At 63.6% G+C, this 13,397-nt stretch carries 16 protein-coding genes and 1 riboswitch; of the genes, 10 read left to right on the top strand and 6 right to left on the bottom strand.

Going from position 1 to position 13,397, the window contains the following annotated elements; genetic code table 11:
• Positions 1–108: 108 nt before the first annotated feature.
• Together FJ960_RS26660 and FJ960_RS26665 are read right to left on the bottom strand one after the other, a co-directional pair.
• Positions 109–558, bottom strand: coding sequence for an isoprenylcysteine carboxylmethyltransferase family protein (locus FJ960_RS26660; protein ID WP_140718046.1), 450 nt, complete (start codon positions 556–558; stop codon positions 109–111).
• A gap of 16 nt (positions 559–574) precedes the next feature.
• Positions 575–1,573 carry a DUF1624 domain-containing protein gene (locus FJ960_RS26665; protein WP_140718048.1) on the bottom strand — a complete coding sequence of 333 codons (999 nt, stop codon included), beginning with the start codon at positions 1,571–1,573 and terminating at the stop codon, positions 575–577.
• 234 nt (positions 1,574–1,807) lie between these two features.
• Here FJ960_RS26665 and FJ960_RS26670 point away from each other — a divergent pair, with 234 nt between their 5' ends.
• Positions 1,808–3,007 (top strand): MFS transporter, encoded by a 1,200-nt coding sequence (locus tag FJ960_RS26670; protein WP_140718050.1) that lies wholly within the window; start codon positions 1,808–1,810, stop codon positions 3,005–3,007.
• Positions 3,008–3,011: 4 nt separating this feature from the next.
• Here FJ960_RS26670 and FJ960_RS26675 read toward each other — a convergent pair whose 3' ends face one another.
• Complete coding sequence (locus tag FJ960_RS26675; protein ID WP_140718051.1) at positions 3,012–4,181, bottom strand: aromatic ring-hydroxylating dioxygenase subunit alpha; 1,170 nt, start codon at positions 4,179–4,181, stop codon at positions 3,012–3,014.
• A gap of 142 nt (positions 4,182–4,323) precedes the next feature.
• Positions 4,324–4,522, top strand: a riboswitch (cobalamin riboswitch).
• Positions 4,523–4,557: 35 nt separating this feature from the next.
• Between FJ960_RS26675 and FJ960_RS26680 the strand changes: the two genes are divergently transcribed.
• Genes FJ960_RS26680 through cobO form a run of 4 tightly spaced genes read left to right on the top strand, consistent with a single transcriptional unit; the run spans position 4,558 to position 6,680 of the window.
• Positions 4,558–4,737 (top strand): CbtB domain-containing protein, encoded by a 180-nt coding sequence (locus tag FJ960_RS26680; protein ID WP_140502595.1) that lies wholly within the window; start codon positions 4,558–4,560, stop codon positions 4,735–4,737.
• Between the two features lie 15 nt (positions 4,738–4,752).
• On the top strand, positions 4,753–5,556 hold the full coding sequence (locus tag FJ960_RS26685) for a CbtA family protein (RefSeq protein ID WP_140718053.1): 804 nt from the start codon (positions 4,753–4,755) through the stop codon (positions 5,554–5,556).
• Positions 5,549–6,064, top strand: a complete 516-nt coding sequence (cobU, locus tag FJ960_RS26690) for a bifunctional adenosylcobinamide kinase/adenosylcobinamide-phosphate guanylyltransferase (RefSeq protein WP_140718055.1) — start codon at positions 5,549–5,551, stop codon at positions 6,062–6,064. Before FJ960_RS26685 ends, cobU begins: the two co-directional genes overlap by 8 nt.
• A 1-nt stretch (position 6,065) precedes the next feature.
• Entirely contained in the window at positions 6,066–6,680 is a 615-nt protein-coding gene (gene cobO / locus FJ960_RS26695) for a cob(I)yrinic acid a,c-diamide adenosyltransferase (RefSeq protein WP_140502599.1), read from the top strand.
• On the opposite strand, the gene cbiB is transcribed toward cobO, so the two are convergent.
• Positions 6,677–7,651, bottom strand: a complete 975-nt coding sequence (gene cbiB, locus FJ960_RS26700) for an adenosylcobinamide-phosphate synthase CbiB (protein ID WP_140502600.1) — start codon at positions 7,649–7,651, stop codon at positions 6,677–6,679. The two genes, cobO and cbiB, sit on opposite strands and share 4 nt — an antisense overlap.
• Here cbiB and cobD point away from each other — a divergent pair.
• Complete coding sequence (gene cobD / locus FJ960_RS26705) at positions 7,650–8,696, top strand: threonine-phosphate decarboxylase CobD (RefSeq protein WP_140718057.1); 1,047 nt, start codon at positions 7,650–7,652, stop codon at positions 8,694–8,696. The genes cbiB and cobD overlap by 2 nt on opposite strands.
• Entirely contained in the window at positions 8,693–9,202 is a 510-nt protein-coding gene (locus FJ960_RS26710) for a tyrosine phosphatase family protein (protein WP_140718059.1), read from the top strand. Before cobD ends, FJ960_RS26710 begins: the two co-directional genes overlap by 4 nt.
• 4 nt (positions 9,203–9,206) lie before the next feature.
• Here FJ960_RS26710 and FJ960_RS26715 read toward each other — a convergent pair whose 3' ends face one another.
• Together FJ960_RS26715 and FJ960_RS26720 are read right to left on the bottom strand one after the other, a co-directional pair.
• A complete protein-coding gene (locus FJ960_RS26715; RefSeq protein ID WP_140718061.1) occupies positions 9,207–10,010 on the bottom strand; it encodes a creatininase family protein in 804 nt (267 codons plus the stop codon).
• A gap of 56 nt (positions 10,011–10,066) precedes the next feature.
• Complete coding sequence (locus FJ960_RS26720; protein ID WP_140718063.1) at positions 10,067–10,450, bottom strand: RidA family protein; 384 nt, start codon at positions 10,448–10,450, stop codon at positions 10,067–10,069.
• A gap of 268 nt (positions 10,451–10,718) precedes the next feature.
• On the opposite strand from FJ960_RS26720, the gene FJ960_RS26725 reads away from it, so the two are divergent.
• Genes FJ960_RS26725 through FJ960_RS26735 form a run of 3 tightly spaced genes read left to right on the top strand, consistent with a single transcriptional unit; the run spans position 10,719 to position 13,394 of the window.
• Positions 10,719–11,723, top strand: a complete 1,005-nt coding sequence (locus FJ960_RS26725; RefSeq protein WP_140718065.1) for an ABC transporter substrate-binding protein — start codon at positions 10,719–10,721, stop codon at positions 11,721–11,723.
• Between the two features lie 11 nt (positions 11,724–11,734).
• Entirely contained in the window at positions 11,735–12,559 is an 825-nt protein-coding gene (locus FJ960_RS26730; protein WP_140718067.1) for an ABC transporter ATP-binding protein, read from the top strand.
• Positions 12,546–13,394, top strand: a complete 849-nt coding sequence (locus FJ960_RS26735; RefSeq protein ID WP_140502608.1) for an ABC transporter permease — start codon at positions 12,546–12,548, stop codon at positions 13,392–13,394. The genes FJ960_RS26730 and FJ960_RS26735 overlap by 14 nt, the downstream gene beginning before the upstream one ends.
• The last annotated feature ends 3 nt before the right edge of the window (positions 13,395–13,397 follow it).

The following is a 13,397-nucleotide window of genomic DNA, read 5'->3' on the forward strand; positions in this document are numbered from 1 at the left end:
AAAAGCCTCCAAAGCAACGAAAATGGCCGCCCTCAATCCTCACAACAAGCCTCCCGCAATATTGCGCAACGGGCCCTCTAGGGGGAGATTGGCAACTTTAACGCTGGCTCAAATCCAGCGCCGCACCCGCTTGGCATAGTCGCGGTATTTCTTGCCGAATTTCGCCGCCAATATCTTTTCCTCGCCCTCGATCGCGACCTTCTGGGTGACGAAGGCGGCGACGAAGGCAAGCAGGAAAAACCAGGCGATGCCCGAGACGAAGGCAACGCCGATCAACAGCAGCGTATTGGCCAGGTACATCGGGTTGCGGGTGATGCCAAAGGGGCCGGTCGTGACGAGATGATCGGGCACGGCGTTGGGATTGAGCGTTGTCCTGGCCCGCATCATGGTGCGGATCGCGGTGAACCAGAGTACGGCGACGGCGAACAACGCCACCCAACCAGCGGCGAACAGAATGTCGCCCAGGAGGTCTCCGATCCAGGGCAAGGGATAGAGCATGCCGAGGATGATGCTGATGGCGATAGCGGCAGCGTAGATCACCGGCGGCCACGGTATCATCCAGGCTTCGGCTCGGTCATTGTGTCCCTCCCTCGGTCATCTTGTCGTCCGTCTTGGCGGTGCAGGTTGCGGCAAGATCGGACAGATGCGCCCTGAAGTCCGCAGTCTGGTCGTTGTTGAAGAGCCGATCAAGAGATCCTTCGCCTTGCAGCGTATCAAGCATGCAGCCGCAATAGCTCGAACAGAAGGTTGCGTTGCGCATCTGCTCGCACGAGCGCTGGCAGGTTTTCAGGAAATTGACCTGCGGGGGCTCGACTTGCGCCGGCATCAGTTGCGAGAACAGCCAGACGCCACCGATCAGCAGCGGCTGGTGGATCAGGTAGAAGGCCAGGCTGTGGCGGCCGATGAAGACCAGTGGATTGGCCCAGCGGCCCGGCACGAGGCTCGCCAGGCGTGCCCGTATGCCGGAAGTGGAAGCGAGTTTCGCCACTCCGAGGCCGAGAAGCACCGCGCCGAACCAGGGGAACAGCGGCACGTAGTCGTTGGAGCGCGGATTGACGGCGGAAAGGCCGATCCACCACAGCCAAGGGTGATCGAGTGCCTCGAAGCGCAGGTAGACGGGCGCCGCGATGACCAGCGCGGCGGCGACAAGCGTCAGCAGCGCCGGCAGGCGCAGGAAGGCGAGGCCAAGCAGGCTGGCGAGCCCGATCTCATGCAGGATGCCGAAAAAAATGAATCCGTCAGGCGTGGCGATGCGGGTGACGACCGAGATGGCGACCGCCGCACCGGCGACCATGGCGAACCGTTTCCAGAAGGAGCTCCAGCGGATCTGTCGGCCATGGGCGAGATAGAGGCTGACGCCGACAAGGAACAGGAAGGTCGAGGCGATGCAGCGGGCGTAGATCTTCCACCAGCCGAAGGCGGTGAGACCGGGGTCGGTGTAACCGAAGAATTCCAGGTCCCAGGTGAAATGGTAGCTTGCCATCGCGATCAGCGCGATGCCGCGCAAAATATCGATGGCAACGATGCGCTTCGATGGCTGCGGAACGGGTGCGGTCGGCGTGTGGATGCTCATGGTCTCGCGATCTGATTCAGCCCTCCAAGACGACTATCACGGTTGCACTGGATAGAAGAAGACCGGTCGCCTTGGCCTGACCGCGCGGCGGAGCCCGCGCCAGCCGCCGAATTGGGCCAGCGCGGGAAAGCCTTTGACCGGCTTCGCTTTTTGCCGGGTGTGCGTCGGTTTCCTCTTAATGGGCCTGAAATGTCCACGGCAGATTTGACGCCGCGATTCTGCTTTGGGGAAGCAATGTCCACGCATGTGCGCCATCCGATCTGGCTTCCGGCCCTCAAGGCCGCGGATGCGCGCACCTTCGCCTCGCTCTACGCGGTCGAGTCCTTCGCCCGCGCCATGGTGTCGAGCGTCATCCCGATCCAGGCCTACGAGATACTCCACAACGAGCAGATCGTCTCGATCCTCTACACCGTCGTATCCATGCTCGGCCTGTCGGTGACCTTGTTCATGCCGATGCTGATCCGCCGCTTCGCGCGGCGCTGGGTCTACACGGCAGGCGCCTGCCTGCTCGCCATCGGCTCGCTGTTCTTCGTCACCCACACGCTCGCTGGACAACTCGCCGGCATGCTGTGCCGCGTCATGGGCGCCAGTGCGCTGTCGATCACACTCAACCTCTACATCATGGACCACATCCGCAAGACCGACTTCATGCAGGCCGAATCGCTGCGCATGGCGTGGTCGATGGTTGCCTGGACGGGCGGGCCGACGCTTGGCATTTTCCTTTATGCGCATTTCGGCATCTATGCCGCGCATGGCGCGGTGGCGGTTTTCGCCATGGCTTTGCTAGCGCTGTTCTGGACCTACCGGCTGGGCGACAACCCGTCGATCCGCCCGGGCAAGACGCGGCCGGCAAATCCGCTCGCCAACATCGGCCGCTTCGTGGCGCAGCCAAGGCTCAGGCTCGCCTGGCTGATCGCCTTCGGCCGGTCGTGCTTCTGGACGACGTTCTTCGTCTATGGACCGCTGTTCATGGTGATCACCGGCGAGGGTGAACTGGCGGGCGGCCTGCTGGTCTCGGCCGGCAATGCGCTGCTGTTCATGGCGATCTTCTGGGGCAAGGCAGGAAAACGCTTTGGCGGCCGACGCACCATGACGTTTGCCTATTTCGCCATGTCGGCGTCGCTGCTGGCGGCGGGCACGGTCGGAGCGGCAGAGCCGTTGCTGACCGGCGCCTTCCTGTTGTGCGGCGCTTTCTTCACCATCGCGCTCGACGCGCTGGGCTCGACCGCCTTCATGCGCTCGGTGCGCTTCTATGAACGCGCGCAGATGGCGGCGGTCTACCGCACCTATCTCGACTTTTCCGAATTGACGCCGCCGCTGGTCTATTCGGTGGTGCTGGCCTTCTTCGGATTGGGATCGGTGTTCGTCACGCTCGGCCTGCTGGCGGCGTTTTGTGGCCTCATGACCTGGCGCTACCTGCCTAAATCCCTCTAAAAAATCAGAGCGAAAGCTCAGCATGGCGCTCGCGCACCCAATTGTGGAAGCGGTGCAGCTCATATTCCTCGGGCATCAGCACGCCGGCTGTATGACGCATCGAGCGCAGGCCCTTCTGGTTGACCTCGCAGATCGCGGCATCCTCCTCCAGCACCTGTGTGCCGAAGGCGACGATGTTGTCGATATCGGTGGCGGCGAGCGCCTCGGGCGAGAACAGCCATTCGGCGGTCAATTCGGTCTGTTCGGGACCGAGCGGCACCAGCCGCACGGTCCTGACATAGTCGACATGGCCGACGATGAACATCGAGGGCAGGCTGGTGGCGTAGGTCTGGCCGGCGGTGCGTTCCGCCTGCGTCAAGCCGGGGAAAACCGGCCCATGCGTCTGCCCATCACGCGACCATGTTTCAGCCCCGGCGCGCAGGCCGCCGGAGAATTCCGGCGCATCATTGTCTGCATGGCGCGTCCATTCGGGATCGTCATGCCGGCTCATCAGGCCGCGGCCATAGATCGGCACCAGCCGCGACAGGTCCTTGTGGACGCCCGGGCAGTGCAGGCACTCGTTGAAGTTTTCCCAGAAAATCTTCCAGTTGCAGTTCATCACCTTGCGCAGCACATGGCCTGACACCAGCGTGTCCAGCGGCCAGTTGCCGAGGTCGCCGGAGGCCGGGTCGAAGGATGACTGCACTGAGCCGGCGGCATCTTCAGCAAGATTGACGAAGACGAAGCCCCGCCGCACCGAGAGTACAACGCGGTAAAGCGGGTGGTCGGCCTCGTCGAAGCCGTCAGGCAGCGATTTCGACGGTACACGCACCAGATCGCCACGCAGCGAATAGGACCAGGCATGGTACGGGCAGGTGATCAGCCGCGCCTTCAGGCGTCCTTCGCTTTCCTGGCAAAGCTGCGAACCGCGATGCCGGCACGTGTTGTGGAAGGCATGCAACTCGCCGGCGTCGTCGCGCAGCACAAGGATTTCCTGCGTACCGACGCGGAAGGTGCGGAATGCCAAAGGCTGGGCAAGGTCGGTCTCGCGGCAGACGAGCAGCCAATTTCTGTACCAGATGGCATCGAGATCACGCTGATAGTTCTCCTGGTCCCAATAGGCCGATGACGGCAGCGTCGGCTCGGTTCGGGTCAGGCCGTTATAGGGCTCGCGCTCGCTGGCATTGGGCTGCATGGCTGGCTTCCTGTGAGGGTTGCGAGCCGACACCCGACTAGAAAATTTGTCAATCAGGACGGGATGGAGCGGCTTCGCCGATACGACGCTCCTGCGCTGGCGACTGTCGGAATTTGGTTTGCCGCGCGCGGCAAATTTCCCTATAGTCACCAACGTCGTCGGTTCCTTTTTGGAGCCAAGAGGGAATGCGGTGCGGACAGGAATTCCTGTCCAATGCCGTGGCTGCCCCCGCAACTGTGTGCGGTAGTCCTCTCCATATGCCACTGAGGGTTTTCCTCGGGAAGGTGGGGAAGGGCGCTTATCCGCGAGCCAGGAGACCTGCCGGCGACAGGAAACTGACTTCGATGCCCTCGGGTGGAGGGCGAAAGGACAAGACATGACTACCGCTTCCGTCTCCCTCGGCGCCTCCGTCTCCTCGCAGTCGCGCTTCATGCAGCTCGCGCTCGCGGCGCTGCTCGGCATGTTCGTCGTCGGCTTTGTCGGTTTCTCGCATATCGATGCGGTCCACAATGCCGCCCACGACTATCGCCACTCGATGGCGTTTCCCTGCCACTAACGAGGATCTGACATCATGAATCTGTTTCGCAACGTCGTGTTCGTCGCGGCGATCGCGGGGCTCGTGGCGGGTGTCGTTCTCGCCTGCATGCAGGCCTATGCGACAGTGCCGCTGATCCTCAAGGCGGAAGTCTACGAACAGGCCGGCGGCGGCCATCACCATGACCACGCGGCTGCACCGGCGGCGAGCAACGATGCGGTGAGCACGGTCGCGCCCGCTGGGAATGCGATGAGTTCTGCCGCGCCAGCACCCGCCGAAGTCACGGCACCGGCGGAGGAAGATGAAGGCTGGGCGCCGGCCGACGGTGTCGAGCGTTTTGCCTTCAGCGTGGTTGCCAATATCGTCACCGGCATCGGTTTCGCGCTGGTCCTGGTCGCGATTTCCGAGTTTGCCGGCGGCGTCGGCAATTGGCGCCAGGGCGTATTCTGGGGGCTGGCCGGCTTTGCCGTGTTCACGCTGGCACCAGGCCTCGGCCTGCAGCCGGAACTGCCGGCGATGCCGGCGGCCGATCTGCTTGCGCGCCAGATCTGGTGGACGGCAACGGCCGCGGCGACCGCTATCGGCCTTGGCCTGATCGTGTTTCGCAGATCGCTGCCATTGACCATCTTCGCCGTCTTGCTGATCGTCGTCCCGCATATCGTCGGCGCGCCGCAGCCCGACAGTTTCGAGACGCCTATCCCGGAAGGCCTGCACCATCAGTTCGTGGTGGCGGTGACGGTGACCAATCTGGTGTTCTGGCTGGTGCTCGGCGCGGTCGTGGGCGTGGTGCGCAGGCGCTTCACCGGCACGGCGACCAGCTTGCGCGACAGCTTTGCCTGACCGCGGCAAGCTGACTTTCATCATCGGTGGCGCGCGCTCCGGAAAGAGCGCGCACGCCGAAACCCTGGTGACGGCATTCCCCCCGCCATGGGCGTATGTCGCCACGGCGCAAACCTATGACGATGAGATGCGCGAGCGCATCGCGGTGCACCGCTCGCGGCGCGGTGAGGGCTGGTCGACCATCGATGCGTCAATCGACCTTGCCGAAGCGCTGGAGGCCTTGCCGGATGATCGGCCGGTGCTTGTCGACTGCCTGACGCTATGGCTGACCAATCACATGCTGGCCGATTACGACGTCGAGGCGGAGTGCCGACGGCTCGCCGACGTGCTGTCGCGGCCGCGCGGACCGTGGTTCGTGGTGTCGAACGAGGTCGGGCAAGGCATCGTGCCCGACAATGCGCTGGCGCGGCGTTTTCGCGACGACGCCGGCCGGCTCAACCAGCGGGTCGCCGCGGTTGCCGACACGGTGCTGCTGATGGTGGCGGGGCTACCGCTCAAGGTGAAGTGAAATGACCGATATCGACGACAAGGATGAAGAGCGCCATCGCGCCAAGATGGCCAAGCGCAAGGCGGTGCAGGACGCCGAGGTTGCGAGCAAGACGGTCGAGAAGGGGTTGCTGATCGTCAACACCGGTCCCGGCAAGGGCAAGACCACGGCCGCCTTCGGGCTGGCGCTGCGGATGCTCGGCCACGGCAAGCGCGTCGGCGTCGTGCAATTCATCAAGGGCAAATGGCACACCGGCGAGAAGGATGCGTTTGCCGCCTTCGGCGACCGCGTGGTCTGGCATGCTATGGGCGAGGGTTTCACCTGGGAGACGCAGGACCTGAAGCGCGATATCGCCGCCGCCGAAGCCGCCTGGGCCAAGGCGCTGGAATTGATCGACGATCCCTCGATCAGCCTTGTCGTGCTCGACGAGCTCAACATTGCGTTGCGCTACGACTATCTCGATCTCGACAAGGTGGTTGCGGCGCTGAAGGGCCGGCGCGAGGGTCTGCATGTCGTCATCACCGGCCGCAACGCCAAGCCAGCGCTGGTCGAGGCTGCCGATCTGGTCACCGAGATGGGCGTCACCAAGCATCATTTCTCGGCGGGCGTGAAAGCTCAGCAGGGCATCGAGTTTTAAAAAACCAGAACAGCGATCACCGCGACCAGGCCGAACAAGCCAATCAGCAGGAAATCAGCGACACGGTAGAGTTGCAGCGCGCGCCTTATATCGCCGCTGTCGACATCGCTGCGGCCGCCTTCGCCCATGAAGATGTCGTCGACCATGACACCGCCATAGCTGCGTGGTCCGGCAAGCGCGAGCCCAAGCGCGCCGGCCATGGCCGCTTCGGGCCAGCCGGCATTGGGCGAGCGGTGTTTTTTCGCGTCGCGCCGTACCGCTTGCCAGCCGCAGTGGGGGTCGGCGCCCTCGACCAAGAAGGAAGCGAGCACGATCAGCAGCGCCGTCAGCCGCGATGCCGGCAGGTTGATCCAATCGTCGAAGCGCGCCGCCGCCCAGCCGAACGCCTCGTGGCGCGGGGTGTGGTGGCCGATCATCGAATCGGCGGTGTTGGCCGCCTTGTAGGCGGCGCCGCCGGCCAGCCCGCCAACGCCGGTCCAGAAGGCGGGGGCGACGATGCCATCGGAAAAATTCTCCGCCAGGCTTTCGATCGCCGCACGGCAGACGCCTGCCCGGTCCAGCGTTTCGGGATCGCGGCCGACGATCCGCGAGACGGCGGCGCGGCCCATGTCGAGGCCTCCACTGTCGAGCGCGTCGGCGACGGCTTCGACATGTTCATGCAGGCTCTTCTGCGACAGAAGCGATGTTGCCAGAAGGACGGCAATGATCCATCCCAAGGGGACGAACCAGAGCAGAACGAGCTGCACGCAAAGACCTGTCAGCGCCGGCACCAGCACGATGACCAAAAGCGCCTGGACACCACGTTGACGACGCAGTGCGTCGGGATCAGTGGCGCGGTTGAGCCTCAAGTCGAGAAAGGATATCAGCCTGCCGAACCACGTCACCGGATGGCCGATGGCGCGAAACAGCCAGTCGGGATAACCAAGGGCGAATTCGACAACCAATGACAGGAAAGCGATCAGGACAGACATGAAGCTTCTTGAAGGAGCGGTGGACCATGGTGGAAGTCTTGGCCGGGCAAGGGCGCTTTTCCCCAATGCCGTGCTGCCTTTCGTCGACCTCTCGACCGGTATCAATCCGCACTCCTACCCGCTTTTCGACCTGCCCGCCACCTCCCTGTGGCGGTTGCCGGAGGCCGCGCGTGGGCGCGAACTGATAGAGATCGCGGCCAACACCTATGGCGCGCCTTCCGCGGGAAACGTGGTGGCGGCGCCCGGGACCCAAATCCTGCTGCCGCGCGTGGCCTCGCTGGTGAGGCCCGGCAAGGCGATGGTGCTGTGGCCGACCTATGCCGAACACGCCCGGGCGGCGGCGATTGCCGGGCATGAGGTGGTCGAGGTCAGCGATTTCGCGGCGCTGGCGGACGCTGACCTCGCCATCATCGTCAATCCGAACAATCCGGATGGGCGCATCATCGAGCGCGACCGGCTGCTGATGCTGGCTGACGGACTTCGCGCCAAGGGCGGGCTGCTGGTCGTCGACGAGGCGTTCATGGATGTCGGTCCACGCGAACACAGCCTCGCCGCCGACGTCGGCCAGGCCGGCATTGTCGTGCTGCGTTCCTTTGGCAAGTTCTTTGGTCTGGCCGGCCTGCGGCTTGGGTTCGCACTTGCCGATGCGACGACGGCTGAACGGTTGCACATGCAACTCGGGCCGTGGGCCGTCGCCGGACCGGCGCTGGAATACGGCATTCGCGCGCTCGCCGATCTCGGCTGGCAAGATGCGATGCGGGCGTCGCTGGTGGATGAGGTGGTGCGGGTTGATGCGCTGTTTGGCCGGTTCGGCGTTCGCGTCGCGGGCGGCACCATATTGTTCCGCTATCTCAGCCTGCCCGATGCCGGCGGCCTGTTTTCCGCGCTTGGCGAGAGTGGCATCCTGCTCCGGCATTTCTCTGACCGGCCGCATGCCCTGCGCGCCGGCCTGCCGGCAAACGAGGAGGAATGGCGCAGGCTTGAATCCGCCCTTGCCGAATGGGCGTCGCGGCGTGAGGATCGGTCGAAAGGTTCGAAACAATGATCCATGTCTGCTCGCTGGCGAAGATCGAGGAAACCGTTGCCAGGACCGGCGCCGACCGCATGCTGTCGCTGCTTGCCGCCGGAACGGACGTAATTCGCCCAGCCTCGATCCCCCGGGAAAACCATCTGCATCTGGTCATGCACGACATCGCCGTGGCGCAAGAGGGGATGACCATGCCGGGCGAGGAGCATGTGCGCGACCTGCTCGATTTCGCGCGCCGCTGGGACCGCGCAAAGCCGATGATCGTGCACTGCTATGCCGGCATCAGCCGCTCGACCGCCTCGGCCTATATCATCGCCGCGGCTTTGGCGCCGAAACGCGACGAGGTGGAACTGGCGCAGACGCTGCGCGCGCTGTCGCCTTCGGCGACGCCCAATCCACGGCTGATCGCTGTGGCCGACACGCTGCTCGAGCGCAATGGCCGCATGATCGAGGCGATCGAAGCGATCGGGCGCGGCGCCGACGCCTTCGAAGGCACGCCGTTCGCACTCAAGATCGATATTTAGGCGGCTACTTCAGCCACTCGGCGAGCTTGGCCTTGCGCACGTCCCGCACCAGGCTGATGAAGCCATCGGCCTGATATTCCGCCGTCAATCGGCCTTTCTCTGCCGTTGCAATGCTGGCGTCGCCGACCACGCCGTTTGCGTTGAGATCGCTGGCGATCCAGGCGAAGGCATGCGTGCCGGTCTGGCGCAGAAGCGCGAATTCCTTCTCCGCGTCGGCGACGTTGGAAACGAAACTGTCGGCCTTGCTCATGTCGACGAGGTCCGGCCGGAAATGCAGCATCAGCGAAGTCTCGACATCGCCGCCATGGATGCCGTGGCGGTCCTCAAGTTCGGTGTACATGCCGGCCGGACGGCCAAAGCGCTGCCAACTGGTCTTCACCGCCAGCATCTTTTCGCGCACGCGCAGTTCGCGCGTGACGATACCCATGATCTCTTCATTGCCGCCATGGGAATTGACGACGATGAGCTTGCGCACGCCGGCGCGCGCTATCGACAGGCCAAGCTCGGTCCACGCCTCGATCAGCGTCGTTGCCGGCAGGGTCAATGTGCCCGGCGCGTGCAGATGCTCGTTCGACTTGCCCACCCCCTGGACCGGCAGGATGCGGATGTCGAGATCGTCGGGCAGGCGTGAAATCACCGTGTCGAGCATGCCGTTCATGATCGACGTGTCGGTCGAGACGGGCAGATGCGGCCCATGCTGCTCGATCGCCGCGACCGGCAGCACCGCGATCGTCGCCTCGGGATCGATCGAGGCATACTCGGTTGTCCGGTAATCGCCCCACCAGACGCGTCTTTTTGCTACGGTCATGTCACGCCTCTTCAAATGATCAGGGCAGACCTAGCGCGGTGTGCCCGGCCTGTCGATCACCCGGCCGCGATCGCCTCGACCTCGACCTTGAATTCGGGCCGGGCAAAGCCGGAAACGATCATCAGCGTCGAGGCCGGCGCCGGGCTCGAAAACAGCCGGTCGCGGACCTCCATGTAGGGCCGCAGATGCGCACGGTCGGTGACATAGGCGTTGATGCGCACGATGTCGCCAAGCCCCAGCCCGGCCTCGCTCAGGATCGCCGCGATGTTCCTGAAGCAGAGTTCGGCCTGCGCGCCGGCGTCGTCCGGTATCTGGTCGTCCGCCGTGATGGCGACCTGACCGGAGCATAGCACCAGCCGCTTGCCGGCCGCCACCTCGACGCCGTGGCTGTAATGGGCAAAGGGCGGCTTGATCGACTTCGGGGTGAGGAACTTGAACATGGCAATCTCCTGGATATCGCCAGCCTAAGACCAGATGCATTGCACCATCAAGATGGCGGTGCATGTCGCCGGTGCGATTGTGGACAGGCGTTCAAAAAATAGGCACGATGCCCTTCGGTGCAGCACGACCTTTCCGGATTTCGCAGATGGCTGTGGTGCAGGCGGGCGGGTCCCGGCGCGCGACGCCGGTGGCATGTGTCTTGCTTCTCGAATCTTTGGTGTCAAGCACGGCGCGCAGCGCGCTGGTGCAAATAAAGGGTGGTGGTCAATGTACGTGAAACAGAAGATTTCGGTCGCGGTGGTGGCTCTCCTTGCGGCCAGCACATTGGGCGCGGCGGCGAATGAAAAAGTGACTTTCGGCACCAACTGGCTCGCCGAGCCGGAACATGGCGGCTATTACCAGGCCGTGGCGGATGGCACCTATGCCGCCTGCGGCCTCGATGTCACCATCATGCAGGGCGGCCCGCAGGTCAGCGGCCGGCCGATGCTCCTTGCCGGCAAGATCGATTTCTACATGGGCGGCAATTTGCTGTCGGCCTTCGATGCCGTCCAGCAGGGCATTCCGATGCGTGTCGTGGCCGCCGATTTCCAGAAGGATCCGCAGGTCATCATGTCCCACCCCGGTGAGGGGCTCGACAAATGGGAAGACCTGAAGAATGCCGAGCAGTACATTCTGGGCGATGAAGGTGCGCAGACCTTCTTCCAGTGGATGGTCATCGAACTCGGTTTCGACGCTTCAAAGCGCGCGCCCTACACCTACAACACCGCTCCTTTCCTCGCCAACAAGAAGTCGATCCAGCAGGGCTACGTCACTTCGGAGCCGTTCGCGGTCAAGAAGGAAGGCGGCTTCGTGCCGAACCAGTTCCTGCTCGCCGACTATGGTTGGGATACCTATTCGACCACGATCGAGGTGATGCAGGACACGATCGACAAGAAGCCCGAGGTGGTCCAGTGCTTCGTCGATGGCTCGGCCAAGGGCTGGTACAAGTACCTCTACGGCGACAACAAGGCCGCCAACGATCTGATCAAGAAAGACAATCCTGACATGAGCGACGAGCAGATCGCTTTCTCGATCGACCAGATGAAGAAGTTCGGCCTTGCCGATTCCGGTGACACCGAGAAGCTCGGCATCGGCGCCATGACCGATGCGCGGATCAAGAGTTTCTACGACAAGATGGTCAAGGCCAAGGTCACGCCTGCAGGCATCGACATCACGAAGGCCTACACGCTGGCCTTCGTCAACAAGGGCGTCGGGCTCGAGCTGAAGAAATAGGCCGGCCCGGCATGATGCGGGAAAAGGTGGCGCAAACGCCCGCCTCGGACATGGCTCCGATCTTGCTGGCGCTGCATGGCGTCGGCAAGGTCTTTTCCAATGGCGTGACGGCGCTCAGCAATGTCGACCTGACGATCCGGGAAGGCGATTTCCTGAGCCTGCTCGGACCATCGGGCTGCGGCAAGTCGACGGCGCTGCGGCTGATTGCCGGCCTGTCGACGCCGACATCAGGTGTGCTCGACTGGCGTGGCGGCGGTTCGCTCGACCGCGCGAATATCGGCTTCGTCTTTCAGGAGCCGACGCTGCTGCCCTGGGCCAGCGTCTTCGACAATGTCTGGCTGCCGCTCAGGCTGAAAGGCATTTCCCGCGCCAAGGCAGCTCCAGCGATAACGGAGATGCTGGCGCGTGTGCACTTGACCGGTTTCGAAGACGCCGTGCCGCGCGAACTGTCGGGCGGCATGAAGATGCGCGTCTCGATCGCGCGCGCCATGGTGACCAAGCCGCGCGTGCTGTTGATGGACGAGCCGTTCGCGGCGCTCGACGAGATCACCCGCTTCAAGCTCAACAACGACCTGCTGGAACTGTGGCAAGACGAACGCTTCACCGTCGTCTTCGTCACCCACAGTGTGTTCGAAAGCGTGTTTCTGTCCAACCGCGTCGTCGTCATGGCCGCGCGGCCGGGCAGGGTGTTCGACGAACTCGCCATCGAGGCATCCTATCCGCGCGACGAGGCGTTTCGCACCTCGCCGGATTATGCGGCCCTTTGCCGGCAGGCCTCGGATGTGCTGGTCAATGCCATCAATTCAACTGCGGGCTCGCATCATGACGGTCATTGACGGCACGTTGAAACTCGACCCCGAGGAAGCGCGGCGCGTGCGCCAGGAGCGGCTCGAGCGAATCGGCCGCTGGGTGCTGCCGCTGGCAATCATGGTCCTGGCGATCTGGCTGTGGGACCGTATCTGCGTGTGGAACGCGATTCCGCAATACATCCTGCCGCGCCCCGGCGTGGTGCTGACAACGCTCTACAACGATGCCGGCCTGCTGTTTTCCGCACTGCTGGTCACCTTGCGCATCACCTTCCTCAGCCTGCTCCTCGCGGTTGTCGGCGGCGTCGGCCTGGCGGTCTTGTTCGCGCAGTCGAAGTGGGTGGAGATGTCGTTCTTCCCGTTCGCCATCGTGCTGCAGGTGACGCCGATCGTGGCAATCTTTCCGCTGATCAACATTTATGTCGACAATCAGACGACCAAGCTTCTGCTGTGCGCCTGGATCGTCGCCTTCTTCCCGATCCTGTCCAACACCACGCTTGGCCTGAACTCGGTCGACCGCAATCTGCGCGACCTGTTCAAGCTCAACGGCGCGACGCGGTGGCAGCAGCTGCGCTATCTCAGACTGCCGGCGGCGATGCCGTATTTCCTCGGCGGGCTGAAGATCGCTGGCGGCCTGTCGCTGATCGGCGCCGTGGTGGCCGAGTTCGTCGCCGGCGCCACCGGCCAGTCGTCGGGGCTCGCCTCGCGCATTATCGAGGCCGGCTACCGGCTGAATGCACCCAGGCTTTTCGCGGCGCTATTTTTGATTTCACTTACCGGCATCCTGATCTTCCTCGTACTGTCACTGATTTCGCATCTCATTCTGCGGCGCTGGCACGAGAGCGCACTGAAGCAGGAGCGTTAGTGC

Source organism: Mesorhizobium sp. B2-3-11, from assembly GCF_006442215.1.
Taxonomy (GTDB): domain Bacteria; phylum Pseudomonadota; class Alphaproteobacteria; order Rhizobiales; family Rhizobiaceae; genus Mesorhizobium; species Mesorhizobium salmacidum.

What these genes read in the sequence shown, in the direction of transcription:
- FJ960_RS26660 (WP_140718046.1), bottom strand. Translation starts at nt 558, where the DNA reads ATGATACCGTGGCCGCCGGTGATCTACGCTGCCGCTATCGCCATCAGC.
- FJ960_RS26665 (WP_140718048.1), bottom strand. Translation starts at nt 1,573, where the DNA reads ATGAGCATCCACACGCCGACCGCACCCGTTCCGCAGCCATCGAAGCGC.
- FJ960_RS26670 (WP_140718050.1), top strand. Translation starts at nt 1,808, where the DNA reads ATGTCCACGCATGTGCGCCATCCGATCTGGCTTCCGGCCCTCAAGGCC.
- FJ960_RS26675 (WP_140718051.1), bottom strand. Translation starts at nt 4,181, where the DNA reads ATGCAGCCCAATGCCAGCGAGCGCGAGCCCTATAACGGCCTGACCCGA.
- FJ960_RS26680 (WP_140502595.1), top strand. Translation starts at nt 4,558, where the DNA reads ATGACTACCGCTTCCGTCTCCCTCGGCGCCTCCGTCTCCTCGCAGTCG.
- FJ960_RS26685 (WP_140718053.1), top strand. Translation starts at nt 4,753, where the DNA reads ATGAATCTGTTTCGCAACGTCGTGTTCGTCGCGGCGATCGCGGGGCTC.
- cobO (WP_140502599.1), top strand. Translation starts at nt 6,066, where the DNA reads ATGACCGATATCGACGACAAGGATGAAGAGCGCCATCGCGCCAAGATG.
- cobD (WP_140718057.1), top strand. Translation starts at nt 7,650, where the DNA reads ATGAAGCTTCTTGAAGGAGCGGTGGACCATGGTGGAAGTCTTGGCCGG.
- cbiB (WP_140502600.1), bottom strand. Translation starts at nt 7,651, where the DNA reads ATGTCTGTCCTGATCGCTTTCCTGTCATTGGTTGTCGAATTCGCCCTT.
- FJ960_RS26710 (WP_140718059.1), top strand. Translation starts at nt 8,693, where the DNA reads ATGATCCATGTCTGCTCGCTGGCGAAGATCGAGGAAACCGTTGCCAGG.
- FJ960_RS26715 (WP_140718061.1), bottom strand. Translation starts at nt 10,010, where the DNA reads ATGACCGTAGCAAAAAGACGCGTCTGGTGGGGCGATTACCGGACAACC.
- FJ960_RS26720 (WP_140718063.1), bottom strand. Translation starts at nt 10,450, where the DNA reads ATGTTCAAGTTCCTCACCCCGAAGTCGATCAAGCCGCCCTTTGCCCAT.
- FJ960_RS26725 (WP_140718065.1), top strand. Translation starts at nt 10,719, where the DNA reads ATGTACGTGAAACAGAAGATTTCGGTCGCGGTGGTGGCTCTCCTTGCG.
- FJ960_RS26730 (WP_140718067.1), top strand. Translation starts at nt 11,735, where the DNA reads ATGATGCGGGAAAAGGTGGCGCAAACGCCCGCCTCGGACATGGCTCCG.
- FJ960_RS26735 (WP_140502608.1), top strand. Translation starts at nt 12,546, where the DNA reads ATGACGGTCATTGACGGCACGTTGAAACTCGACCCCGAGGAAGCGCGG.